The sequence below is a fragment of the Pseudomonas sp. R19M genome (assembly GCF_050312585.1).
Lineage (GTDB): Bacteria > Pseudomonadota > Gammaproteobacteria > Pseudomonadales > Pseudomonadaceae > Aquipseudomonas > Aquipseudomonas palleroniana.
This window is the reverse complement of record NZ_JBNPJV010000088.1, coordinates 48,230-72,226: the sequence shown is the minus strand read 5'-3', so window position 1 is coordinate 72,226 and position 23,997 is coordinate 48,230. Positions and strand designations below refer to the sequence as shown.

At 60.0% G+C, this 23,997-nt stretch carries 21 protein-coding genes; 12 read left to right on the top strand and 9 right to left on the bottom strand.

Features of this window, described 5'->3' with window-relative positions; genetic code table 11:
- Positions 1-47 precede the first annotated feature (47 nt).
- Positions 48-1,043 carry a glutathione S-transferase family protein gene (locus ACQRBT_RS19870; RefSeq protein WP_060755646.1) on the top strand — a complete coding sequence of 332 codons (996 nt, stop codon included), beginning with the start codon at positions 48-50 and terminating at the stop codon, positions 1,041-1,043.
- Between the two features lie 108 nt (positions 1,044-1,151).
- Here the strand turns inward: ACQRBT_RS19870 and cysG are convergent, their stop codons facing one another.
- Genes cysG through ACQRBT_RS19840 form a run of 6 tightly spaced genes read right to left on the bottom strand, consistent with a single transcriptional unit; the run spans position 1,152 to position 8,653 of the window.
- Positions 1,152-2,546, bottom strand: a complete 1,395-nt coding sequence (cysG, locus tag ACQRBT_RS19865; RefSeq protein ID WP_104994136.1) for a siroheme synthase CysG — start codon at positions 2,544-2,546, stop codon at positions 1,152-1,154.
- A complete protein-coding gene (serS, locus tag ACQRBT_RS19860; RefSeq protein ID WP_104994137.1) occupies positions 2,547-3,827 on the bottom strand; it encodes a serine--tRNA ligase in 1,281 nt (426 codons plus the stop codon). It lies immediately after the preceding gene.
- 16 nt (positions 3,828-3,843) lie between these two features.
- Complete coding sequence (gene crcB / locus ACQRBT_RS19855; protein WP_244699512.1) at positions 3,844-4,218, bottom strand: fluoride efflux transporter CrcB; 375 nt, start codon at positions 4,216-4,218, stop codon at positions 3,844-3,846.
- Positions 4,218-5,540, bottom strand: coding sequence for a replication-associated recombination protein A (locus ACQRBT_RS19850; RefSeq protein WP_104994138.1), 1,323 nt, complete (start codon positions 5,538-5,540; stop codon positions 4,218-4,220). Before ACQRBT_RS19850 ends, crcB begins: the two co-directional genes overlap by 1 nt.
- A gap of 27 nt (positions 5,541-5,567) precedes the next feature.
- Positions 5,568-6,191: an outer membrane lipoprotein chaperone LolA gene (lolA, locus tag ACQRBT_RS19845; RefSeq protein WP_244385571.1), complete on the bottom strand. Its 624-nt coding sequence runs from the start codon at positions 6,189-6,191 to the stop codon at positions 5,568-5,570.
- A 53-nt stretch (positions 6,192-6,244) separates the two neighbouring features.
- Positions 6,245-8,653 (bottom strand): DNA translocase FtsK, encoded by a 2,409-nt coding sequence (locus ACQRBT_RS19840; protein WP_060755652.1) that lies wholly within the window; start codon positions 8,651-8,653, stop codon positions 6,245-6,247.
- A 495-nt stretch (positions 8,654-9,148) separates the two neighbouring features.
- Here ACQRBT_RS19840 and aat point away from each other — a divergent pair, with 495 nt between their 5' ends.
- The 3 genes from aat (at position 9,149) to infA (ending at position 10,912) form a co-directional block, all read left to right on the top strand.
- Positions 9,149-9,829: a leucyl/phenylalanyl-tRNA--protein transferase gene (gene aat / locus ACQRBT_RS19835; protein ID WP_412047225.1), complete on the top strand. Its 681-nt coding sequence runs from the start codon at positions 9,149-9,151 to the stop codon at positions 9,827-9,829.
- Between the two features lie 56 nt (positions 9,830-9,885).
- Positions 9,886-10,593, top strand: coding sequence for an arginyltransferase (locus tag ACQRBT_RS19830; protein ID WP_060755654.1), 708 nt, complete (start codon positions 9,886-9,888; stop codon positions 10,591-10,593).
- 100 nt (positions 10,594-10,693) lie between these two features.
- Positions 10,694-10,912: a translation initiation factor IF-1 gene (gene infA, locus ACQRBT_RS19825; RefSeq protein ID WP_002553999.1), complete on the top strand. Its 219-nt coding sequence runs from the start codon at positions 10,694-10,696 to the stop codon at positions 10,910-10,912.
- Between the two features lie 193 nt (positions 10,913-11,105).
- Here the strand turns inward: infA and clpA are convergent, their stop codons facing one another.
- Complete coding sequence (gene clpA / locus ACQRBT_RS19820) at positions 11,106-13,376, bottom strand: ATP-dependent Clp protease ATP-binding subunit ClpA (protein WP_060755655.1); 2,271 nt, start codon at positions 13,374-13,376, stop codon at positions 11,106-11,108.
- A gap of 29 nt (positions 13,377-13,405) precedes the next feature.
- Positions 13,406-13,774: an ATP-dependent Clp protease adapter ClpS gene (gene clpS / locus ACQRBT_RS19815; protein WP_060755656.1), complete on the bottom strand. Its 369-nt coding sequence runs from the start codon at positions 13,772-13,774 to the stop codon at positions 13,406-13,408.
- Positions 13,775-13,998: 224 nt separating this feature from the next.
- Between clpS and cspD the strand changes: the two genes are divergently transcribed.
- A complete protein-coding gene (cspD, locus tag ACQRBT_RS19810; protein ID WP_412047226.1) occupies positions 13,999-14,268 on the top strand; it encodes a cold shock domain-containing protein CspD in 270 nt (89 codons plus the stop codon).
- A 76-nt stretch (positions 14,269-14,344) separates the two neighbouring features.
- Here cspD and icd read toward each other — a convergent pair whose 3' ends face one another.
- The gene (icd, locus tag ACQRBT_RS19805; RefSeq protein ID WP_412047227.1) at positions 14,345-15,601 is read right to left on the bottom strand and encodes an NADP-dependent isocitrate dehydrogenase; all 1,257 of its coding nucleotides are present in this window, start codon (positions 15,599-15,601) and stop codon (positions 14,345-14,347) included.
- A gap of 495 nt (positions 15,602-16,096) precedes the next feature.
- On the opposite strand from icd, the gene ACQRBT_RS19800 reads away from it, so the two are divergent.
- The 7 genes from ACQRBT_RS19800 to ACQRBT_RS19770 all read left to right on the top strand — a co-directional run bounded on the left by ACQRBT_RS19800 (position 16,097) and on the right by ACQRBT_RS19770 (position 23,860).
- Positions 16,097-18,322, top strand: a complete 2,226-nt coding sequence (locus ACQRBT_RS19800) for an NADP-dependent isocitrate dehydrogenase (protein ID WP_060755658.1) — start codon at positions 16,097-16,099, stop codon at positions 18,320-18,322.
- A 127-nt stretch (positions 18,323-18,449) separates the two neighbouring features.
- Positions 18,450-18,896, top strand: a complete 447-nt coding sequence (locus tag ACQRBT_RS19795) for an NUDIX hydrolase (RefSeq protein ID WP_060755659.1) — start codon at positions 18,450-18,452, stop codon at positions 18,894-18,896.
- A gap of 59 nt (positions 18,897-18,955) precedes the next feature.
- Positions 18,956-20,080, top strand: coding sequence for a tRNA 2-thiouridine(34) synthase MnmA (gene mnmA, locus ACQRBT_RS19790; protein WP_412047228.1), 1,125 nt, complete (start codon positions 18,956-18,958; stop codon positions 20,078-20,080).
- Entirely contained in the window at positions 20,077-20,700 is a 624-nt protein-coding gene (hflD, locus tag ACQRBT_RS19785) for a high frequency lysogenization protein HflD (protein ID WP_046068637.1), read from the top strand. Before mnmA ends, hflD begins: the two co-directional genes overlap by 4 nt.
- A gap of 123 nt (positions 20,701-20,823) precedes the next feature.
- Positions 20,824-22,194 (top strand): adenylosuccinate lyase, encoded by a 1,371-nt coding sequence (gene purB, locus ACQRBT_RS19780; protein ID WP_010209589.1) that lies wholly within the window; start codon positions 20,824-20,826, stop codon positions 22,192-22,194.
- A gap of 84 nt (positions 22,195-22,278) precedes the next feature.
- Positions 22,279-23,445: a cupin domain-containing protein gene (locus ACQRBT_RS19775; protein ID WP_060755661.1), complete on the top strand. Its 1,167-nt coding sequence runs from the start codon at positions 22,279-22,281 to the stop codon at positions 23,443-23,445.
- A complete protein-coding gene (locus ACQRBT_RS19770) occupies positions 23,438-23,860 on the top strand; it encodes a GNAT family N-acetyltransferase (protein ID WP_060755662.1) in 423 nt (140 codons plus the stop codon). The genes ACQRBT_RS19775 and ACQRBT_RS19770 overlap by 8 nt, the downstream gene beginning before the upstream one ends.
- Positions 23,861-23,997 lie beyond the last annotated feature (137 nt).

Below are 23,997 nucleotides of genomic sequence, written 5' to 3'. Positions count from 1 at the left end.
CCTTTAAACTGGCCTCCAACGCTTACTTATTAGTCGAGGAGCCAGTCATGGGCTTGCTGATCAAAGGACATTGGAAAGACCAGTGGTACGAAAGTAGCGCGGACGGTGCGTTCCAACGGGAACAGGCGCAACGCCGCAACTGGGTCACCACCGACGGCAGGCCTGGCCCCAGTGGTGAAGGTGGCTTCAAGGCCGAGGCCGGACGCTACCATCTGTATGTGTCGCTCGCCTGCCCCTGGGCTCACCGCACCTTGATCCTGCGCAAGCTCAAAGGTTTGGAAAGCCTGATCGACGTGTCGGTGGTCAGCTGGCTGATGCTGGAAAACGGCTGGACCTTCGACAAGGCCCACGGTTCTACCGGCGACAAGCTGGAGGGTTTCGAATTCATGCACCAACGCTATACCGCCGACACCGCCGACTACACCGGCCGCGTCACGGTGCCGGTGCTGTGGGACAAGCAGCTCAAGCGCATTGTCAGCAATGAATCGGCGGAGATCATCCGCATGTTCAACAGTGCGTTCAACGAACTGACCGGCAACACGCTGGATTTTTACCCCGAGGCCCTGCGCCCCACTATCGATGCGCTGAACGAACGCATCTACCCCGCCGTGAACAACGGCGTATACCGCGCCGGTTTCGCCACCTCGCAGCAGGCGTACGAAAGTGCATTTGATGATGTGTTTGCCGAACTCAGCCACCTGGAACAGCACTTGGGCGACCATCGCTACCTGGCCGGCGAATACCTGACCGAGGCCGACGTGCGGCTGTTCACCACGCTGATTCGCTTTGACGCGGTGTATTACAGCCATTTCAAATGCAACCTGCGCCGGATTGCGGATTATCCGAACCTGTCGAACTGGCTGAGGGAAATGTATCAGTGGCCGGGCGTAGCCGAGACGGTGGATTTCGAGCATATCAAGGGGCATTACTATGCCAGTCACCGTACGATCAATCCGACGGGGATTGTGCCCAAAGGCCCATTGCAAGCGTTTGATGCCGAACATGATCGCGAGCGATTAGCCGGTCAAGGTGTTTGGAGCTGATCCGGATAATGGGCTGCGCTTGAAGGGCCTCATCGGGAGCAAGCCCCCTCCCACACTCTGGAATGCATTCCAATGTGGGAGGGGGCTTGCTCCCGATGCTCTTGAGGCTTAAAGCTGTTCCTGAGCGCCCTCGAACCACTTCAGTTTTTCGCGCAACACGACCACCTCGCCGACGATGACCAACGTCGGCGCATGCACTTCGTGCTCCGCCACCATGCGTGGTAAATCGGCCAGGGTGCCGGTAAACACGCGCTGGTTGGACGTGGTGCCCTGCTGGATCAGCGCCGCCGGGGTGTCGGCCGAACGCCCGTGCTTGATCAACTGCTCGCAGATGATCGGCAAGCCAATCAACCCCATGTAGAACACCAGGGTCTGCGACGGCCCTACCAGGTCCAGCCAAGGCAGGTCCGAAGTCCCGTCTTTGAGGTGCCCAGTGATAAAACGCACCGACTGCGCATAATCGCGGTGCGTCAGGGGAATCCCGGCATACGCCGCGCAGCCACTGGCGGCCGTGATTCCCGGCACCACCTGGAATGGAATGCCATGGGCCGCCAGTTCCTCGATCTCTTCGCCGCCACGACCAAAGATGAACGGGTCGCCCCCTTTGAGACGCAGCACGCGCTTGCCTTGCTTGGCCAGGTCCACCAGTTGCTGGTTGATCTGGTCCTGCGGCACGGCATGGTCGGCGCGACGCTTGCCGACATACACGCGCTCGGCATCGCGACGGCACAGTTCGAGAATCGCCGGTGCCACCAAGCGGTCATACAGCACCACATCGGCTTGCTGCATCAAGCGCAGGGCACGAAAGGTCAGCAGGTCGGGGTCACCTGGGCCTGCACCCACCAAATACACCTCGCCCGGTGCATAGGGCGGTGCACCGTTGACCTTCTCGATCAGCAGACGCTCGGCTTCAGCGCCCTGCCCAGCCAGTTGGCGGTCGGCAATCGGACCCTGGAAAACCTCTTCCCAGAACGCCCGGCGTTGCTGCACATCCGGGTACAAACCCTTGACCTGCGCACGAAAACGCGCCGCCAACCCGGCCAACTGGCCGTAGGTGGACGGAATCCAGGTTTCCAGCTTGGCCCGGATCAACCGCGCCAGCACCGGCGCATCGCCGCCGCTGGAGACCGCAATCACCAGCGGCGAGCGGTCGACAATCGCCGGGAAGATCACGCTGCACAAGGCCGGCGCGTCGACCACATTGACCGGCACGCAACGGCGCTTGGCATCGCTGGACACCTGCGCGTTCAGGGGCTCGTCGTCGGTTGCCGCGATGATCAGGGTGCAACCGTCGAGGTCGGTCTCCTGATAACCGCGCAAAATCAGTTCCCCGCCACTGCCCAGCACCAGTTCACGCAACTGGTCTTCGATCTGGGGAGCAACCACCCGCAGCAACGCACCGGCGTCGGCCAGCAGCCGGGACTTGCGCAAGGCAATCTCCCCGCCACCGACGACCAACACTCGACTGCCGCGCAGGTTATGAAACAGCGGCAGAAATTCCATTTAGGCGATGACCTCAACGCCCGCCATGTACGGCTTGAGCACTTCCGGCACGCGGATCGAACCGTCAGCCTGCTGGTAGTTTTCCAGCACGGCCACCAGGGTACGGCCTACCGCCAGCCCCGAACCGTTGAGTGTGTGTACCAACTCCGGCTTGCCGGTTTCCGGGTTACGGAAACGCGCCTGCATACGACGGGCCTGGAAGTCGCCACAGTTGGAGCACGACGAAATCTCGCGATACTTGCCCTGGCTTGGCACCCACACTTCGAGGTCGTAGGTCTTCACGGCGCTGAAGCCCATGTCGCCGGTGCACAGCGCCAGTACGCGGTACGGCAGTTCGAGCAGTTGCAGGACGCGTTCGGCGTTGGCGGTCAGGCCTTCCAGGGCGTCCATCGAGGTCGACGGCTCGACGATCTGCACCATCTCGACCTTGTCGAACTGGTGCTGGCGGATCATGCCGCGGGTGTCGCGGCCCGATGCACCGGCTTCGCTACGGAAGCATGGGCTGTGAGCCACGAACTTCAACGGCAGTTGCTTGGCGTCGAGGATCTCGCCGGAGACGATGTTGGTCAGCGACACTTCGGCGGTCGGGATCAGGTACAGGTCGGCCTCGCCTTCGCGGCTGATCTTGAACAGGTCCTCTTCGAACTTCGGCAACTGGCTGGTGCCCATCAACGCCGGGGCCTGCACCAGGTAAGGCGTGTAGGCTTCCTCGTAACCGTGCTCGGCGGTGTGCAGGTTGATCATGAACTGCGCCAGGGCGCGATGCAGGCGGGCCACCGGGCCACGCAGCAAGGAGAAACGCGCACCGGACATCTTGGCGGCGGTTTCGAAATTCAGGCCGCCGGTCAGTTCGCCCAGGGCAACGTGGTCCTTGATCTCGAAATCAAAGGCTTTTGGCGTGCCCCAACGGCGCACTTCGACGTTGCCGTCTTCGTCTTCACCGACCGGCACCGATTCGTGCGGGATGTTAGGGATACCCAGCAGGATCGAATCCAGCTCGGACTGGATCTTGTCCAGATCGACCTTGCCTTCGGACAGCTCAGTGCCCATCCGCTCGACGTCCGCCATCAACGGCGCGATGTCTTCGCCGCGCTGCTTGGCCTGACCGATGGATTTGGAACGCGCATTTCGCTCAGCCTGCAGTGCTTCGGTGCGGGTCTGGACGGTCTTGCGCTGTTCTTCCAGCGCTTCGATGCGCGCAACATCCAAGGCAAAGCCACGGGATGCCAGGCGGTCCGCTACGTCCTGAAGGTTGCTACGTAACAGTTTGGAATCGAGCATGTCGGTCTCTCGTTTATCAAAGTTTGGTCAAGGACAGGCCGGCCCAGGTGGCGAGCAGCCCGCCGAACACGCTGATGCCCAGGTAACTGAAGGCTACCAGGGCCTGCCCGCTTTCCAGCAGGCGCACCGTATCCAGTGAAAAGGATGAAAAGGTCGTCAGACCGCCTACAAAGCCGACAATCAAGCCGGCGCGAATTTCAATCGGCACTTCCGGGCGTAACAGGAACCAGCCGTACAACAGCCCGATGATCAGGCAACCGACCAGGTTGACCGCCAGCGTCGCCATGTAAAAATGCTTCGGCCAATTGGCGCTGACCCAGGTACCCGTGGCGAAACGCAATAATGTACCAGCGATGCCGGCGACGGACACGGCAAGAATCGTCTTGAGCACTACTTTCTCCGCTGCCTGGGGCTGAGTCGATCGAGTTGAGCGAGGTGATTGAGCTTTTCACCGATCTTCAGCTCCAGGCCCCGGGGCACCGGCTGGTAGAACGGCTGCGGGTCCAGCGCGTCGGGGAAGTAGTCTTCACCGGCGGCATAGGCATCGGGTTCGTCGTGGGCGTAGCGGTATTCGTCGCCGTAACCCAGCTGCTTCATCAGCTTGGTCGGCGCATTGCGCAGGTGCAGCGGCACTTCGAGGGAGCCATGTTCGGCGGCGGCGCGCAAGGCCGACTTGAAGCCCATGTACACCGCGTTGCTTTTCGGGGCGCACGCCAGGTAAGTAATGGCCTGGGCCACGGCCAGTTCGCCTTCCGGGCTGCCGAGGCGTTCCTGCACTTCCCATGCGGCGAGGCACAGGCTCAAGGCACGCGGGTCGGCGTTGCCGATGTCCTCACTGGCCATGCGCACCACGCGCCGCGCCAGGTAGAGCGGGTCACAACCACCGTCGATCATGCGTGCAAACCAATACAACGCGCCATCGGGGTTGGAGCCACGCACCGACTTGTGCAGCGCAGATATCTGGTCGTAGAACGCCTCGCCGCCCTTGTCGAAACGACGGCGGGTGTCACCCAGCAGGCTTTGCAGCAGGTCGACGCCGATTTCGTGGCCGTCCTCGGCCAGGTCGGAGGCGTTTTCCAGCAGGTTGAGAAAGCGTCGGCCATCACCGTCGGCGGCGGTCAGCAAAATCTTGAAGGCTTCGTCGCCAACCGTCAGCTGACGCTTGCCCAAGCCCTTGTCTTCGCTCAAGGCTCGGTGCAGCAGCTTTTGCATCGCCGCTTCATCCAGGCTCTTGAGCACGTAGACCCGCGCCCTCGAGAGCAACGCATTGTTGAGTTCAAACGATGGGTTTTCAGTGGTAGCGCCGATAAAGATCAGCGTGCCGTCTTCGACATACGGCAGAAACGCATCCTGCTGCGACTTGTTGAAGCGATGGACTTCGTCAACGAACAGGATGGTGCGCTTGCCGTACTGCCCGGCCTGCTGCTTGGCGACTTCCACCGCCTGGCGGATCTCCTTGACCCCGGCGAGTACCGCCGAGACCGTTTCGAAATGAGCATCCGAGACTTTTGCCAGAAGCCGCGCCAGGGTGGTCTTGCCCACGCCCGGCGGCCCCCAGAAAATCATCGAATGCAGCGCACCCTGCTCCAGGGCTTCACGCAATGGCTTGCCGCGAGCGAGCAGGTGTTCCTGCCCGACGTACTCGTCCAGGTTGGTCGAGCGCAAGCGCGCGGCCAGGGGCTGAGCAATCGGGTCACTTCGAAACAGATCCATGGGCAGCGTTTGAAACCTCTGGGAGATTTATTCCTGGATCACGTCGGCACCCTTGGGGATGTCGAACTTGAACCTGGAAGCGGGGACAGGCTGGTTGGCCTTGACGCCGGAGAACAGGATATCGGTGCGCTGACCAACACTGTCGACCAGGCGCATGTTGTTGATCACGCCATTGCCGAATGACAACGACAGCGTATCAAACAGCGTGTCCTTGGATTTGGGCTTGAGGGTGAACTCGATCACGTTGCTGGTTTGCTTGGACGTGATGTCGAAGCTGTCGTTGATTTTCGATACGTCGCCCGACAGCAGCAGCGCCGGCGTCTGGTTCAGGCGCGGGTCGAGCTTCTTGATGGTCGCCTGCTCCAGGTCCGGGTCCCACAGGGTGACCTTCTGGCCGTCGGAGACGATGGTCTGCTCAGACTTGCCTTCCGTATGCCAGTAGAACAGGCCAGGACGCTGCACGGCCATTTCGCCTGCGGTTTCCTGCAACTGGGTACCACCGGCATCCAGGGTCAACTGGGAGAAGCGCGCGGTCAGGGTCTGGGATTTGTCCAACAGGTTCTTCAGGCTGGCGACGGAGGCCGGGTCAGCGTGAGCCGAAACAGCGGTCAGGGCCAGTGCCGGCAACAACAGCATGCGGATAAGACGCATGGGAGTCCTCATTGAGTGTCAGGGCGCGCCGTGTGTGGCCACACGGCGCGGGATCAGTCGCGCATCTGCCCGGGGGCGATGACTTCACGCGAGCCGTTGGTATTCATTGCGGTCACGACACCGGCCATTTCCATGGCTTCGATCATGCGGGCGGCGCGGTTGTAGCCGATTTTCAGTTTGCGCTGCACGGCAGAAATCGAGGCGCGGCGGCTTTCCAGTACGAACGCCACGGCTTCGTCGTAGAGAGCGTCGGTTTCAGCATCGTCGTCTCCCCCACCGCCGCCGTTCTCAAAGCCGCTGCCGGCTTCTTCGACGCCGTTGAGGATGTCGTCGTTGTACTCGGGAGCGCCGCGCAGTTTCCAGGCCTCCACCACGCGGTGCACTTCATCGTCGGAGACGAACGCACCGTGAACCCGGATCGGCAGGCTGGTGCCGGGCGGCATGTAGAGCATGTCACCATGACCCAGCAGTTGCTCGGCGCCGCCCTGGTCGATGATGGTACGCGAGTCGATCTTGCTCGAGACCTGGAACGCCATGCGTGTCGGGATGTTGGCCTTGATCAGACCGGTGATCACATCCACCGAGGGACGCTGGGTCGCCAGGATCAAGTGAATACCGGCCGCACGGGCCTTCTGGGCGATACGGGCGATCAGCTCTTCGACCTTCTTGCCGACGATCATCATCATGTCGGCGAATTCGTCGACCACCACCACGATGGTCGGCAGCTTGGTCAGTTTCGGCGCTTCGTCGTGAATGCTTTCACGCTTGTACAGAGGATCATCAATGGTCTCGCCGCGCTCCTGGGCTTCCTTGATCTTGGCATTGAAGCCCGACAGGTTACGCACGCCCATCTTCGCCATGAGCTTATAGCGGCGCTCCATCTCAGCGACGCTCCAGCGCAGAGCGTTGGCGGCGTCCTTCATGTCGGTGACCACCGGGCACAGCAGATGCGGGATGCCTTCGTAGATCGACAGTTCCAACATCTTCGGGTCGATCATGATCAGCTTGGCGTCGTCCGGGCCGGATTTGAACAGGATCGACAGGATCATCGCGTTCACACCCACCGACTTACCGGAACCGGTGGTACCGGCCACCAGCAGGTGCGGCATTTTCGCAAGGTCAGTGATCACCGGCTTGCCGCCGATGTCATGGCCCAGGGCCAGGGTGACCGGCGACTTGAAGTTGTCGTATTCCGGCGTCGACAGCACCTCGGAAAAGCGCACGATCTGACGGTCTTCGTTAGGAATCTCGATACCCACGGTCGTCTTGCCCGGGATCACTTCCACCACACGCACACTGGTCACGGCCAGGGAGCGGGCCAGGTCCTTGGCCAGGTTGGCGATGCGGCTGACCTTCACGCCGGCGGCCGGCTGGATTTCGTAGCGGGTAATCACCGGGCCTGGGTGGATGGAGTCCACCGCCACTTCCACGCCGAACTCCTTGAGCTTGATTTCCAGCAGGTGACCGACGGCCGCCAAGGATTCGGGCGAATAGTTGAGTTGTTTCTTTTCGGCCGGATCGAGAATCGAGATCGGCGGCAAGGTGCCTTCGATCGCGCTGTCGATAAACAACGGTGCCTGTTTCTCTTTTTGCACACGGTGGCTGGGCTCGGGCGCCTTGACGGGCGCAGGAGCGATCACCGGCGGCACCTGTTTCTCGCGGTCCGACATGTGCTTGCTCAGCGCCTGTTCGCGTTCGATCAGGCGCTCCTTGACCTTGGCCTGCTCGCGGCGGTCCGGCGTGCTCGGGGCCACGACTTCGTTGACGCGGGTATCGACCTCGCGCAACTGCGCAACCATGCGCTTGCGCTCGACCCGAGCCGCCCACCAGCGGTTGGCGGCGCCCTGGAACAGTTCGAACAGGTCCAGGGTGATCTTTCCGGTCACGTCCATCACCTTGAACCATGACAGGTCGGTGAACACGGTAAGGCCAAACAAGAACAAGGCGATGAACATCAGGGTGCTGCCCTGGATGTTCAAGGTCCTGCGCGCCAGGTCGCCCAGGCTCTCACCCAGCGCCCCGCCCGCGCCGGCCGGCAGGCCGGTGGGTGCATGAAAATGGATATGGGCCAGCGCCGCGCCGGACAGCACCAGGAAAACCAGGCCGATCAGGCGCCAGGAGAACAGCCAGCCGCTCCACTGCCAAGGTTCATGGCGTTGACGGAAGATCTGCCAGGTCTTGATCGCCAGCAGCAACGGGAAGATGTAAGCGAAGTAACCCAGCACCATGAACAGGATATCGGCGCTGTAGGAACCGGCCGGGCCGCCGAAGTTCTGCACGTCTTCGATCTTGCTGTTGTGACTCCAGCCCGGATCGTCCTTGCCGTACGTGAGCAAGGCCATCATCAGGAACAGGCAGAGCGCGCCGATGGCGATCAGCGCACCTTCCTTGAGTCGATAATGCAGGTGCTGGCGCCAGGCTGGCACGACTGCTGCTTTAGGTGTTGCGGCGGATTTCTTCAAAACGGGTCTATTCCTGCGCTTTAGCGCGTCCATCTGTTGAATAACTGTAAATACTGCCCAATCCGAGCAGCTGAAAAATGAACGAACGTCGTTGAATCTACTTTTAACACCGAGCGGTGGCTGGATGAAACGGCGATAACGCCACAATGCCCGCATTGTACGGGTTTGTGTGCCTGATGCCACGCCCTCGCCCGTCGCCGAGCCGCACCGCCAATTCAAGTGTTGCAGCATGTTCAATTTGAGCACGCATTGTCTTTGCTGACAAAGGCTTATGAGGTGTTTGTATCAATCCAGGCAAACTTGGCAATTGGCCTGCAGGGCTCAGACCCGATTACGACCACACCTCACGCACAGAGTTGCAGAAACACCCGCTTACGCCAAACCACGCCAACGCCGGATTCGGGCTGGCCCCGCAGCGCTGCGTCGATAATAATCCCCCTTGCGCGGCAGGCGCCCGACCTGCCACTCCCCTCCCCTACCGTAAGCCTGGATGCCATGCTGACCTGGTTGCAACGCGACTCCCTCACATTTCCGCCGCTGGCCAAGGCCATGCGCGAACCCAATGGCCTGCTGGCCGCCGGTGGCGACCTGTCGGCCGAACGGCTGATCCAGGCTTATCGCCACGGGTGCTTCCCCTGGTTCTCGGAAGGCCAGCCGATCCTCTGGTGGTCGCCGGACCCACGCACGGTCATATTCCCTGACGAGCTGCATGTTTCTCGCAGCCTCGAAAAGCTGCTGCGCCAACAGCGCTACAGCGTGACCTTCGACCAGGACTTCGCAGCCGTCATCCAGGCCTGCGCAGCGCCCCGAGCCTACGCCGACGGCACCTGGATCACCGAGGGCATACAACGTGCCTACCTGGCGCTGCATCAGCGGGGGATCGCGCATTCGGTAGAGGTATGGGACGACGGCAAACTGGTCGGTGGCCTGTACGGCCTAGCCATGGGCCAACTGTTCTTCGGCGAATCCATGTTCAGCCGCGCCGATAACGCTTCGAAAGTCGGCTTTGCAACACTCACCCGGCAATTGCAGGCCTGGGGCTTTGTACTGATCGACTGCCAGATGCCCAACAACCACCTGCACAGCCTGGGCGCCCGTGCCATACCGCGCAGCGAATTTGCAGCCTTCCTGCGCAACCATCTGGATCAACCCAGCACTGGCCCGTGGGTTTCCTAGGCGACTTCCTCGCACCTGGCTTACACTTATTTCAAAGCTTATCCCGAGGGTTGATCATGACCGAGCTGGCGCGCTTGAAGTTTTATGCCACTCAAGCCCACTCTTGCAGCTATCTGCCCGATGAGCAGGCCACCACGCTGTTCCTCGACCCCAGCCAGCCCATGGATGTGCATGTGTACGCCGATTTATCGGAAATGGGCTTTCGACGCAGCGGCGACCACCTGTACCGACCTCATTGCCAGAACTGCAATGCTTGCGTACCGGCGCGCATCCCGGTTGCGCAGTTTTTACCCGACCGCAATCAGAAGCGCATCCTCAAGCGCAATGCCGACCTGTCGGTAAAGGCCACCACGCCACGCTATACCGAAGAATATTTCGACCTTTACCAGCGCTACATCGAGCAACGCCACGCCGATGGCGACATGTTTCCGCCCAGCCGCGATCAATTTTCCACGTTCCTGGTGCGCGACCTGCCCTTCTCGCGCTTTTATGAATTCCGCCTGGATGGCCGCCTGCTGGCCGTGGCCGTAACCGATCTGCTGCCCAACGGCCTGTCGGCGGTCTACACCTTCTATGAGCCAGACGAAGATCGCCGCAGCCTGGGGCGCTTCGCGATCCTGTGGCAAATCGGCGAAGCCTTGCGCCTGGAACTGGAGGCGGTGTACCTCGGGTACTGGATAAAAAACTGCAAAAAGATGAATTACAAGACCCAATATCGGCCGATTGAGCTGCTGATTAATCAAAGATGGGTCACGCTTAACTAGAACCCCTTGGCGGGAACACCCTTTTTCGGGCACAATGCACGCCGCTTTTGCCTGGCGCAGTTGCACCGGGCCATTCACTGGACACCGAGGGCTTTACTGCATGTCGAAAGAAGACAGCTTCGAAATGGAAGGCACTGTCGTCGACACCCTGCCCAACACCATGTTTCGCGTGGAGTTGGAAAATGGGCACGTCGTAACCGCGCATATCTCCGGCAAGATGCGCAAGAACTACATTCGTATTCTTACCGGTGACAAAGTGCGCGTCGAGCTGACGCCCTATGACTTGAGCAAAGGGCGCATCACTTACCGCGCTCGCTAAGCTAGTCAATACAAAACGCCCGGTTATGCCGGGCGTTTTTGTTTGCATAGAGTTTTGCCCAGATCACAAAACCCATGTGGGAGGGGGCTTGCTCCCGATAACAATGGACCAGGCAACCAATCTGTTGCTGAACCACCGCTATCGGGAGCAAGCCCCCTCCCACAAGGTGCTTTTGCGCTGCTGCAGTAAACTGTCAGGCCATTTCAGCCGTGGTCTCGAACTCGAAGGTCAATTCGCCGTCCTTCAGATCGATATGCACCACGCCACCATGGTCGGACAATTCGCCGAACAGGATTTCTTCAGCCAACGGCCGCTTGATCTTGTCCTGGATCAGACGAGCCATTGGGCGAGCACCCATTGCCGCGTCGTAGCCACCTTCGGCCAGCCAATTGCGCGCCGCGTCCGTAACATCCAGCTGCACGCGCTTGTCTTCCAACTGCGCCTGAAGCTCGGTGAGGAACTTGTCCACCACGCTCTTGATGACCTCATGGCTGAGGCGACCAAACTGGATAATGGTGTCCAGACGGTTGCGGAACTCCGGTGTAAAGCTCTTCTTGATCACTTCCATGGCATCGGAAGAATGATCCTGATGGCTGAAACCGATCGAAGCCCGCGCAGCCGTTTCGGCACCGGCGTTGGTGGTCATGATCACAATCACATTGCGGAAGTCCGCCTTGCGCCCGTTGTTGTCGGTCAGGGTCCCGTGGTCCATGACCTGCAACAGCAGGTTGAAGACTTCCGGGTGGGCCTTCTCGATTTCGTCGAGCAGCAACACGCAATGCGGCTGCTTGGTGATCGCTTCAGTCAACAGGCCGCCCTGGTCGAAACCGACATAACCCGGAGGCGCGCCGATCAGGCGCGACACAGTGTGACGCTCCATGTATTCGGACATGTCGAAACGCACCAGCTCAATGCCCATGGCCTTAGCCAACTGCCGCGCCGCTTCGGTCTTGCCGACGCCAGTAGGGCCGGCGAACAGGAACGAACCAACCGGCTTGTCCGGTGACTTGAGCCCCGCACGGGAAAGCTTGATCGCCGTGGACAACGAGTCGATGGCCGCATCCTGACCGAACACGGTCAGCTTGAGGTCGCGCTCCAGGTTACGCAGCAGCTCTTTATCGGAGCTGGTGACGTGTTTTGGTGGGATCCGTGCGATTTTCGCCACGATATCCTCAACCTGAGGCACGTCGATGCGTTTCACACGCTTCTCGACCGGCTGCAGGCGCTGGAAGGCCCCCGCTTCGTCGATCACATCGATAGCCTTGTCAGGCATGTGCCGGTCGTTGATATAGCGCGATGCCAGCTCAGCCGCCGAACGCAGCGCCTCATCGGTGTACTCGATACCGTGGTGCGCCTCGAAGCGCCCCTTGAGGCCGCGCAGAATGCCGATGGTGTCTTCAACCGACGGCTCGGACACGTCAACTTTCTGGAAGCGGCGTGCGAGCGCGCGGTCTTTTTCGAAGATGCCGCGAAATTCCTGGAATGTCGTCGAACCGATGCAACGGATATCACCCGACGAAAGCAACGGCTTGAGCAGGTTGGACGCATCCATCACGCCACCGGATGCCGCACCGGCACCAATGATGGTGTGGATTTCATCAATGAACAGGATTGCCTGCGGGCGTTTTTTCAGTTCGCCGAGCAGCGCCTTGAAACGCTTCTCGAAGTCGCCACGGTATTTGGTCCCGGCGAGCAATGCCCCCAGATCCAGGGAATAGACGACGCTGTTGGCCAGCAGGTCAGGCACCTGGTTATCGACGATGCGCTTGGCCAGGCCTTCGGCAATCGCGGTTTTACCCACGCCAGCCTCGCCGACCAGCAACGGATTGTTCTTGCGACGACGCGCAAGGATCTGCGCTACACGCTCAACCTCCAGCTCACGCCCCACCAGCGGATCGATCCGCCCTTGGCGCGCCAGCTCATTGAGGTTGCTGGCATAGGCATCCAGCGGGTTGCTTGAAGAAGAAGACTCACCGCCCTCGTCGTCCTGCATATCCTGCTCACCTTCGGAATGATCGCCGTGCCCAGGCACTTTGGAGATACCGTGGGCGATGTAGTTGACGACATCAATACGGGCAACGCTCTGCTGCTTGAGCAGGAACACTGCCTGGCTTTCCTGTTCGCTGAAAATCGCCACAAGCACATTGGCGCCTGTGACTTCACGCTTACCGGAGCTCTGTACGTGGAAAACAGCACGCTGCAATACCCGCTGAAAGCCCAGGGTCGGCTGGGTTTCACGGTCCTCGTCATGCACGGGGATCAGTGGCGTGGTGGAGTCGATAAACTCCTGCAGGTCATGCTTGAGTTTGTCGAGGTTGGCGCCGCACGCACGCAAAACGGTGGCGGCAGCTTCGTTATCCAAAAGTGCCAGCAGCAGGTGCTCGACGGTCATGAACTCATGACGTTTCGAGCGAGCCTCCTTGAAGGCAAGATTGAGGGTGACTTCGAGCTCGCGGTTTAACATAGCTTCACCTCATACCCAAGTGGTCGGCGTTAACCGTCCTTCTCGATTTCACAGAGTAGCGGATGCTGGCTTTCCCTGGCGTACTGGTTGACCTGCATGGCCTTTGTCTCGGCGATGTCGCGGGTAAACACTCCACATACTGCCCGTCCTTCTGTGTGAACGGCCAGCATTACCTTGGTCGCCAACTCGCGGTTCAGGTTAAAAAACACTTCGAGCACTTCGACGACGAAATCCATCGGTGTGTAGTCATCATTAAACAAAACCACCTTGTACATGGGCGGCGCCTGTAGAGCAGGCTTGGCCTCCTGAACAGCAATGCCTGCAGAGCCGTCCTCGTCATGTTCCTGATCCGGGCGATCCTGATTGAATGTTAGTCGAATCTGGCTATTTGCATGCATGGAAAGAAAGGTTCGTCAGTGGTTCAAATACAGTGGTGGGGGCGCCCTGCCAGAATTTCAACTCTGACCGATTGGTCGCCTTGACTATCGGAAAATCGGTGATACAACCAATAGAACCCACATTGGGTAAAAAAGGTCCGCGCAGTCAACCTTATTTATTCGGGTTAGGACGGATAAACTGGATGATACTCCAGTGATGGAGTCTGGTGCAGAGGGATATGGGCATGACTAGCGGTAAGGTCAAGTGGTTCAACAATGCCAAGGGTTTCGGCTTCATCAATGAAGACGACAAGGACGGAGAAGACCTTTTTGCGCATTACTCGACAATTAAAATGGATGGTTATAAAACACTGAAAGCGGGCCAGGCGGTGAGCTTTGACATCATTCAGGGACCGAAAGGACTGCACGCCGTGAACATCTGTGCAGTTGCGGCTGACGCCAGCACAAAAACCGCCACCCCCACCGCTCAAAAAGAAAAGAAATTAACGGTCTGAACGACCACGAGCGTGTGAGCAGCGATAAAAAACGGCCACCCCAATCAATTTGGAGTGGCCGTTTTTTTGCCTCCTCTTACATATGCGAAATCAGCGCATCACCGAAACCCGATGACGATACGAGTTTTGCGCCGTCCATCAGCCGCTCGAAGTCGTAGGTCACGGTCTTCGCCGAAATGGCGCCGTTGGTGCCCTTGATGATCAGGTCAGCCGCTTCGGTCCAGCCCATGTGGCGCAGCATCATCTCTGCCGAGAGGATCAGCGAGCCTGGGTTGACCTGGTCCTTGCCCGCATATTTGGGCGCCGTACCGTGGGTCGCCTCGAACATCGCCACGGTGTCGGACAGGTTGGCCCCCGGGGCAATGCCGATACCGCCTACTTCGGCCGCCAAGGCGTCGGAGAGGTAGTCGCCGTTCAGGTTGAGCGTGGCGATCACATCATATTCAGCCGGGCGCAACAGGATCTGCTGGAGCATGGCGTCGGCAATGGCATCCTTGACCACTACATTCTTGCCGGTCTTGGGGTTCTTGAACTGCATCCAGGGACCGCCATCCAGCAAGGTTGCGCCGAATTCTTCAGCCGCCACTTCGTAGGCCCACTCCTTGAAGGCCCCCTCAGTGAATTTCATGATGTTGCCTTTGTGCACGATGGTCAGCGAATCGCGGTCATTATCCACCACATATTGCAGGGCCTTGCGCGCCAGGCGCCGAGTGCCTTCCCTGGAGACCGGCTTGACGCCAATGCCACAATCCTGATCGAAACGGATCTTGGTGACGCCCATTTCTTCCTTCAGGAACTTGATCACCTTGATCGCTTCCGGGGAACCGGCTTTCCACTCGATCCCCGCGTAAATGTCTTCGGAGTTTTCGCGGAAGATGGTCATATCCACATCTCCCGGCTTCTTGACCGGGCTCGGTACACCCTCAAACCAGCGCACCGGACGCAGGCATACATAGAGGTCAAGTTGCTGACGCAGGGCCACGTTCAACGAACGGATGCCGCCACCGACCGGCGTGGTGAGCGGGCCTTTGATGGACACCACGTAATCCTTGACTGCATCCAGGGTTTCCTGGGGCAGCCAGGTGTCCTGGTCGTAGACTTGAGTTGCTTTTTCGCCGGCATAAACCTCCATCCAGGAGATTTTGCGCTTGCCGCCGTACGCCTTTTGAACAGCTGCATCGACAACCTTGATCATCACCGGGCTGATATCGACACCAATGCCGTCGCCTTCGATGAAGGGGATGATCGGGTTATCAGGAACATTGAGAGAATGGTCTGCATTGACGGTGATTTTGTCGCCGGCTGCCGGAACCTGAATCTTCTTGTATCCCATGCTGAACTCCATCTTTGGATTGAACATCTGGCTGCGTTCGAGCCTACTCCAGATAAATGACGACTGAAACCTCACGCCACGCTCATTTGCATCGAAAACAGCATATTTAGTCGCCTACAAGCTTGAAACAAAAGGCAAAATCGCCAATCTTGAGCACATCATGCGACTTAGGTCGCAACGTGGTACCTGCGACCTTTAGACCAATGGACGACACACCTTTTGTATGAAGGCTCGGCGTAAGCATAGCGACCTATGTATAATGCCGCCGCTGACCCAAGAGTCACGACAGCCGACCGCTCTGGAACAGGTGCCCTCGGCTCGCAAAGCAGGACTATTACAATAGTCCACCCGCTTGACGCTCGACTGATGCAACCCAACATCACCGCGAAGAAACCTCGACATTTCGCTCATGGATGGCTTTGAACGAACGCGCTCCACCCGGCGCATCTCGAGTTTCTGCGCACGCTTTCAGCAAAGAAGAGAGTTAATCCGAATATGCCCACCCGCTCGAAGATCATCTACACCTTCACCGACGAAGCCCCTGCCCTCGCCACCTATTCACTGCTGCCTATCGTAGAGGCCTTCACCGCTTCCGCTGATATTGCCGTGGAAACCCGCGACATCTCCCTGGCCGCGCGCATCCTGGCAAGCTTCCCCGAGCAACTGGGCACCAAGGCCGTCCCGGACCACCTCGCCGAGCTGGGCGCCCTGGCCGTTACGCCTGAAGCCAACATCATCAAGCTGCCTAACATCAGCGCCTCGACCCCGCAGCTGCAAGCCGCGATCAAGGAACTGCAGGCCCAGGGCTATGCTCTGCCGGACTACCCGGAAACCGTAACCACCGACGCGGAAAAAGAAACCCGCGCACGTTACGACAAGGTCAAGGGCAGCGCCGTGAACCCGGTCCTGCGCGAAGGCAACTCCGATCGCCGCGCACCCCTGTCGGTCAAGAACTACGCACGCAAGCACCCGCACAAAATGGGCGCCTGGGCTGCCGACTCCAAGTCCCACGTTGCGCACATGAGCAACGGCGACTTCTACGGCAGCGAAAAAGCCGTACAGATCGAGGCCGCTGACGCCGTCAAAATCGCGCTGGTTGCTCAAGACGGCACCACCACCGTCCTGAAAGAAAAGACCAATGTGCAAGCCGGCGAGATCATCGACACCGCCGTGATGAGCAAAAGCGCCCTGCGCTCGTTCATCGCCGCCGAGATCGAAGACGCCAAGAAACAAGGCGTGCTGCTGTCGGTTCACCTCAAAGCCACCATGATGAAGGTCTCCGACCCGATCATGTTCGGCCAGATCGTTGCCGAGTTCTATAAAGACGCCCTGGCCAAGCACGCCACCGTGCTCGAGCAGATCGGCTTCAACCTGAACAACGGCATCGGCGACCTGTACGCCCGCATCAAGACCCTGCCGGCCGACCAGCAAGCCCAGATCGAAGCGGACATTCAGGCGGTCTACGCCGCTCGCCCTTCCCTGGCGATGGTCAACTCCGACAAAGGCATCACCAACCTGCACGTACCAAGCGACGTGATCGTCGACGCCTCGATGCCGGCCATGATCCGCGACTCCGGCAAGATGTGGGGCACCGACGGTCAACTGCACGACACCAAGGCAGTGATCCCGGATCGCTGCTACGCCACTATCTACCAGGCCGTCATCGAAGACTGCAAGGCCAATGGCGCCTTCGACCCGACCACCATGGGCAGCGTGCCGAACGTTGGCCTGATGGCGAATAAAGCCGAAGAGTACGGCTCCCACGACAAGACCTTCCAGATCAAGGCTGACGGCGTGGTTCGCGTCACCGACAGCAAGGGCAACCTGCTGATGGAACAGAAAGTCGAGGCCGGCGATATCTTCCGCATGTGCCAGACCAAAGACGCGCCGATCCAGGATTGGGTCAAGCTCGCCGTCAACCGCGCCCGTGCCAGCAATACCCCGGCAATCTTCTGGCTGGACCCCAAGCGTGCACACGACGGCGTCGTGGTCGAGAAAGTTCAGGCTTACCTGAAAGACCACAACACCGAAGGCCTGGACATCCGCATCATGTCGCCGGTCGACGCGATGAAGTTCACCCTGGAGCGTACCCGCAAGGGCCTGGACACCATCTCGGTGACCGGCAACGTACTGCGCGACTACCTGACCGACCTGTTCCCGATCATGGAACTGGGCACCAGCGCCAAGATGCTGTCGATCGTGCCGTTGATGAATGGCGGTGGCCTGTTCGAAACCGGCGCCGGCGGCTCGGCACCAAAACACGTGCAGCAACTGCTGGAAGAAAACTTCCTGCGCTGGGACTCCCTGGGCGAATTCCTGGCCCTGGCCGCCTCGCTTGAGCATTTGGGTGTGACCTACAACAACCCGAAAGCCCTGGTATTGTCCAAGACCCTGGACCAGGCCACGGGCCAGTTCCTCGACAACAACAAGTCGCCATCACGCAAAGTCGGCAACATCGACAACCGTGGCAGCCACTTCTACCTGGCGCTGTACTGGGCACAAGCCCTGGCCGCCCAGACCGAAGACGCTGCACTGCAAGCGCAGTTCGGCGAACTGGCAAAAACCCTGGCCGAGAACGAAGCAACCATCGTTGCCGAGCTCAACGCAGTACAGGGCAAGCCAGTGGATATCGGCGGCTACTACGCGCCGAACCCGGAACTGACCAGCAAAGCCATGCGCCCAAGCAACACCCTCAACGCGGCGATTGCCAAGTTGAAGTAAGGTTGTAAGGATGCAAAGAAGCCCCGGCCCCGTGCCGGGGTTTCTGTTTCCAGCGTTTAACTGAAGAAACACAATCTCTGTGTGGGAGGGGGCTTGCCCCCTCCCACTCTGAATCGAGAGGCCTCCCATGACCTGGCAACCCCACATCACCGTCGCCACCATCGTCGAAGACAACGGCCGCTTCCTCATGGTCGAAGAGCTCAAAGGCGGCCGCGCCGTACTCAACCAGCCCGCCGGCCACCTCGACCCGCATGAGAGCCTGACCGAGGCCGCCGTCCGCGAAACCCTCGAAGAAACCGGCTGGGACGTCGAAGCCACCGGTATTGTCGGGATCTACCTGTATACCGCCCCCAGCAATGGCGTGACCTATCAACGGGTCTGCTTCATCGCCAAGGCACTCAAACATCACCCGGACTATTCACTCGACGATGGCATCATCCGCGCCCGCTGGCTGACCCGCGACGAGCTGATGGCCTTGCGCGACGACTGGCGCAGCGAGTTGATCATCCGCTGCATCGATGATTATCTGGCCGGACAGCGCCACAGTCTCGAATTGATCCGCCCTTCCCTTTAGCCTTGCGCGCGCTAGCCTGTTAGAATCGCGTCCTTTTTCAAGACACCCGTTGAAACCCTATGCGTGATCCAGCCCCTTCTGACACACCAAAGAAGCGCGTCATCGTCGGCATGTCCGGCGGCGTGGACTCTTCCGTTTCCGCCGTTCTGCTCATGGAGCAGGGTTATGAGGTGGAAGGCCTGTTCATGAAGAACTGGGAAGAAGACGATGGCACGGAATATTGCACCGCCATGGACGACCTGGCGGACGCCCAGGCCGTGTGCGACAAGATCGGCATCAAGCTGCACACCGCCAACTTCGCCGCCGAGTACTGGGACAACGTGTTCGAGCACTTCCTGGCCGAATACAAGGCCGGCCGCACGCCGAACCCGGACATCCTGTGCAACCGTGAAATCAAGTTCAAGGCGTTCCTCGACTACGCCATGATGCTCGGCGCCGACCTAATCGCCACTGGCCACTACGTGCGCCGCCGCGATATCGATGGCCGCACCGAACTGCTCAAGGGCCTGGACCCGAACAAGGACCAGAGCTACTTCCTGCACGCCGTCGGCGGCGAACAGATCGCCAAGACCCTGTTCCCGGTGGGCGAGCTGGAAAAACCAGAAGTGCGCAAGATCGCCGAGAATCACGGCCTGGCCACTGCCAAGAAGAAGGACTCCACCGGCATCTGCTTTATTGGCGAGCGCCGCTTCAGCGACTTCCTCAAGCAATACCTGCCGGCGCAACCGGGCGAGATCAAGACCACCGACGGTGAAGTGATCGGCCGCCACCACGGCCTGATGTACCACACCATCGGCCAGCGCCAGGGCCTGGGCATTGGCGGCTTGAAAGACGCCGGGGAAGAGCCGTGGTACGTGCTGGTCAAGGACCTGGAACACAACGAACTGATCGTTGGCCAGGGCAATGAGCACCCGCTGCTGTTCTCCGGCGCCTTGCTGGCCTCCGAGATCTACTGGGTCAACCCGATCGACCTGAGCACCCCGCGCCGCCTGACGGCCAAGGTGCGCTATCGCCAGAGCGACCAGCCCTGCACCCTGGAAAAAACCGCCAACGGCTATCGCGCCATCTTCGATGACCCGCAGCGCGCAGTCACTCCCGGCCAGTCCGTCGTCTTCTATGACGGTGAAATCTGCCTGGGCGGTGGTGTGATTGAAGTCGCCGAAGCCTGGAGCAGCCCGGCATGAGCCCGACCCAGGAGCAATTGACGGCACTGGGCGGGGTTTTTCTCGCCGCGGTACTGGTGGACAAGATCGCCAAGACAGGCCAGGTCACCGAGGCCGGGCTGACCTGCATGCTTGGCAGCCTGCTGATCCGCGACCCCAAGGATACCCTGGAGGTCTACGGCGGCGATGACCTGGCGCTGCGTGAAGGTTATCGCGCACTGATCGGCGCCCTGGAACGCGACCCCAGCACCCTGCAACGCGAACCGCTGCGCTACGCCCTGTCGATGCTGGGCCTGGAGCGCCAGTTGGCCAAGCGCGACGACATGCTGGAAACCATCGGCAAACGCTTGCCGCAGATCCAGTCCCAGGTGGAACACTTCGGCCCGGCCCACGAAAACGTGATCGCGGCCTGTGGCGCGCTGTACCAGGACACCTTGAGCACATTGCGCCAGCGCATCCAGGTGCACGGCGACATGCGCAACCTGCAGCAACCGAACAACGCCTCGAAGATCCGCGCCCTGCTCCTGGCCGGTATTCGTTCGGCGCGGCTGTGGCGCCAATTGGGCGGTCATCGTTGGCAATTGGTGATCAGCCGGCGCAAATTGCTCAAAGAGCTTTACCCGTTGATGCGCAACGAATAAGTCGCAGCAACCCCAGTTTTGAAGCATTACGCGTAATACGCCGGTCAGTTGGCGACGGACCGGCGGATTTTTTCATGTATGATACGCGCCCCATTTCGTTGCCCGACTGTCCGAGAACACCCCATGCAGCTCTCTTCGCTCACTGCGGTTTCCCCTGTTGACGGCCGCTACGCCGGCAAAACCCAGGCCCTGCGCCCGATTTTCAGCGAATACGGTTTGATCCGTGCTCGTGTTCTGGTTGAAGTGCGCTGGCTCCAGCGCCTGGCCGCTCACCCCGCCATCAGCGAAGTGCCGGCGTTTTCCGCCGAAGCCAACGCTGTATTGAACACCCTGGCGGAAAACTTCTCCCTGGAGCACGCCGAGCGTGTCAAAGAGATCGAGCGCACCACCAACCACGACGTAAAAGCCATCGAGTACTTGCTCAAAGAGCAAGCGGCCAAGCTGCCGGAACTGGCCCAGGTCAGCGAATTCATCCACTTTGCCTGCACCAGCGAGGACATCAACAACCTGTCCCACGCCCTGATGCTGCGCGAAGGCCGTGATGACGTAATGCTGCCGCTGATGCGCCAGACCGCCAACGCCATCCGCGAACTGGCCATCCGCTTTGCCGACGTGCCGATGCTGTCGCGTACCCACGGCCAACCGGCTTCGCCGACCACCCTGGGCAAAGAACTGGCCAACGTGGTGTACCGCCTGGAGCGCCAGATCGCTCAAGTGGCGGCCGTACCGTTGCTGGGCAAGATCAACGGCGCCGTAGGCAACTACAACGCCCACCTGTCGGCCTACCCTGAGATCGACTGGGAAGCCAATGCCCGCGCCTTCATCGAAGACGAGCTGGGCCTGGGTTTCAACCCTTACACCACGCAGATCGAACCGCACGACTACATCGCCGAGCTGTTCGACGCCATTGCACGCTTCAACACCATCCTGATCGACTTCGATCGCGATATCTGGGGCTACATCTCCCTGGGCTACTTCAAGCAGCGCACCATTGCCGGTGAAATCGGTTCGTCGACCATGCCGCACAAGGTCAACCCGATCGACTTCGAAAACTCCGAAGGCAACCTCGGCATCGCCAACGCCCTGTTCCAGCACCTGGCCAGCAAGTTGCCTATCTCCCGCTGGCAGCGCGACCTGACCGACTCCACCGTGCTGCGCAACCTCGGCGTGGGTTTCGCGCACAGCGTGATCGCGTACGAAGCCAGCCTCAAGGGCATCAGCAAGCTGGAGCTCAACGAGCAGAAAATTGCCGCCGACCTGGACGCTTGCTGGGAAGTCCTGGCCGAGCCGATCCAGACCGTGATGCGCCGCTACAACATCGAAAACCCTTACGAGAAGCTCAAGGAGTTGACGCGCGGCAAGGGCATCAGCCCCGAAGCGCTGCAAACTTTCATCGACGGCCTGGACATGCCTGCCGCCGCCAAGGCCGAGCTGAAGCTGCTCACTCCGGCCAACTACATCGGCAACGCTGTAGAGCAAGCCAAGCGCATCTGATCATAGCAAGACCCTTTGAGACGCCCGGCCGCGCCGGGCGTTTTTATTCCAGTCTGAAAAGTGCTTTTTTTCAATAGGTTACACATGAATCCTGATATCCCTCTTCAACTTCTGGGCGGCATCACGGCACGGGAATTCCTGCGCGACTACTGGCAGAAAAAACCGCTGCTGATCCGCCAGGCCATCCCTGATTTCGAAAGCCCGATCGACGCCGACGAACTGGCCGGCCTGGCCCTGGAAGAAGAAGTCGAGTCGCGCCTGGTAATCGAACACGGCGAACGCCCGTGGGAACTGCGTCGCGGCCCGTTCGCCGAAGATGCTTTCAGCACCTTGCCTGAACGCGAATGGACCCTGCTGGTGCAGGCCGTTGACCAGTTCGTGCCGGAAGTGGCCGAGCTGCTGGAACAATTCCGTTTCCTGCCAAGCTGGCGCATCGACGATGTGATGATCAGCTTTGCCGCACCGGGAGGCAGCGTAGGCCCGCATTTCGATAACTACGACGTGTTCCTGCTGCAAGCCCAAGGCAAGCGCAACTGGAAGATCGGCCAGATGTGCAGCTCCGAAAGCGCGCTGTTGCAACACGCCGACCTGCGCATCCTCGCCGAATTCGAAGAGAGCGCCGAATGGGTACTGGAGCCGGGCGACATGCTCTACCTGCCACCCCGCCTGGCGCATTTCGGCATTGCCGAAGATGACTGCATGACCTATTCCGTAGGCTTCCGCGCCCCGAGCGCCGCCGAAGTGCTGACCCACTTCACCGACTTCCTCAGCCAATACCTGACTGACGAAGAGCGCTACACCGACGCCGACGCCCAACCGGTCAGCGACCCGCACCAGATCCAGGGCGACGCACTGGACCGCCTCAAGAGCCTGCTGGCCGAGCACATGAGCGACGAGCGCATGCTGCTGACCTGGTTCGGCCAGTTCATGACCGAGCCACGCTACCCGGAACTGGTCGCCGGTGAGGACTTGGGTGAAGATGACTTTATCAACGCCCTTCAAGACGGTGCGATTTTGGTACGCAACCCGAGTGCGCGCCTGGCCTGGTCCGAAGTCGACGACGATGTGCTGCTGTTTGCCAGCGGCCAGAGCCGTTACCTGCCGGGTAAACTGCGCGAACTGCTGAAGCTGGTGTGCTCGGCTGACGCACTGCACAGCGAAAACCTCGGCGAATGGCTCGCCGACGAAGACGGTCGCGACCTGCTGTGCGAACTGGTCAAGCAAGGAAGCCTGGGGTTTGCCGATGAATAAGATTCACGTAAGTGTCGCGGACTGGCAAAAGGATATCGCTGAGATTCGGCGCATTCGTGAAGCGGTATTTATCGCCGAACAATCGGTTCCACCTGAGCTTGAATGGGACGCCGACGACGCCGGCGCGGTGCATTTCCTGGCATTCGAGGGCGACTTTCCGATCGGTACCGCCCGCCTGCTGCCCAGCGGCGAAATCGGGCGCGTATCGGTGCTCAAGGACTGGCGCGGGCTTAAAGTCGGCGACAAGCTGATGGAAGCCGTGATCGGTGCGGCCGAGCAACGCGGCCAGCGCAAGCAGTTCCTCAGCGCACAGGTCTATGCCGCGCCGTTCTATGAGCGGCTGGGCTTCAAGATCGTCAGCGAAGAATTCCTGGAAGTCGGGATTCCGCATGTTGATATGGTGCGTGAGGGCTGATTCAGGACCGAGTCGCTGCCATCGGGAGCAAGCCCCCTCCCACACTTGACCGAGTCATTCTTTGGAACGCGGTCAAAATGTGGGAGGGGGCTTGCTCCCGATGGCTATTTCAGCGACACCAGCAATACCCTGCCCTG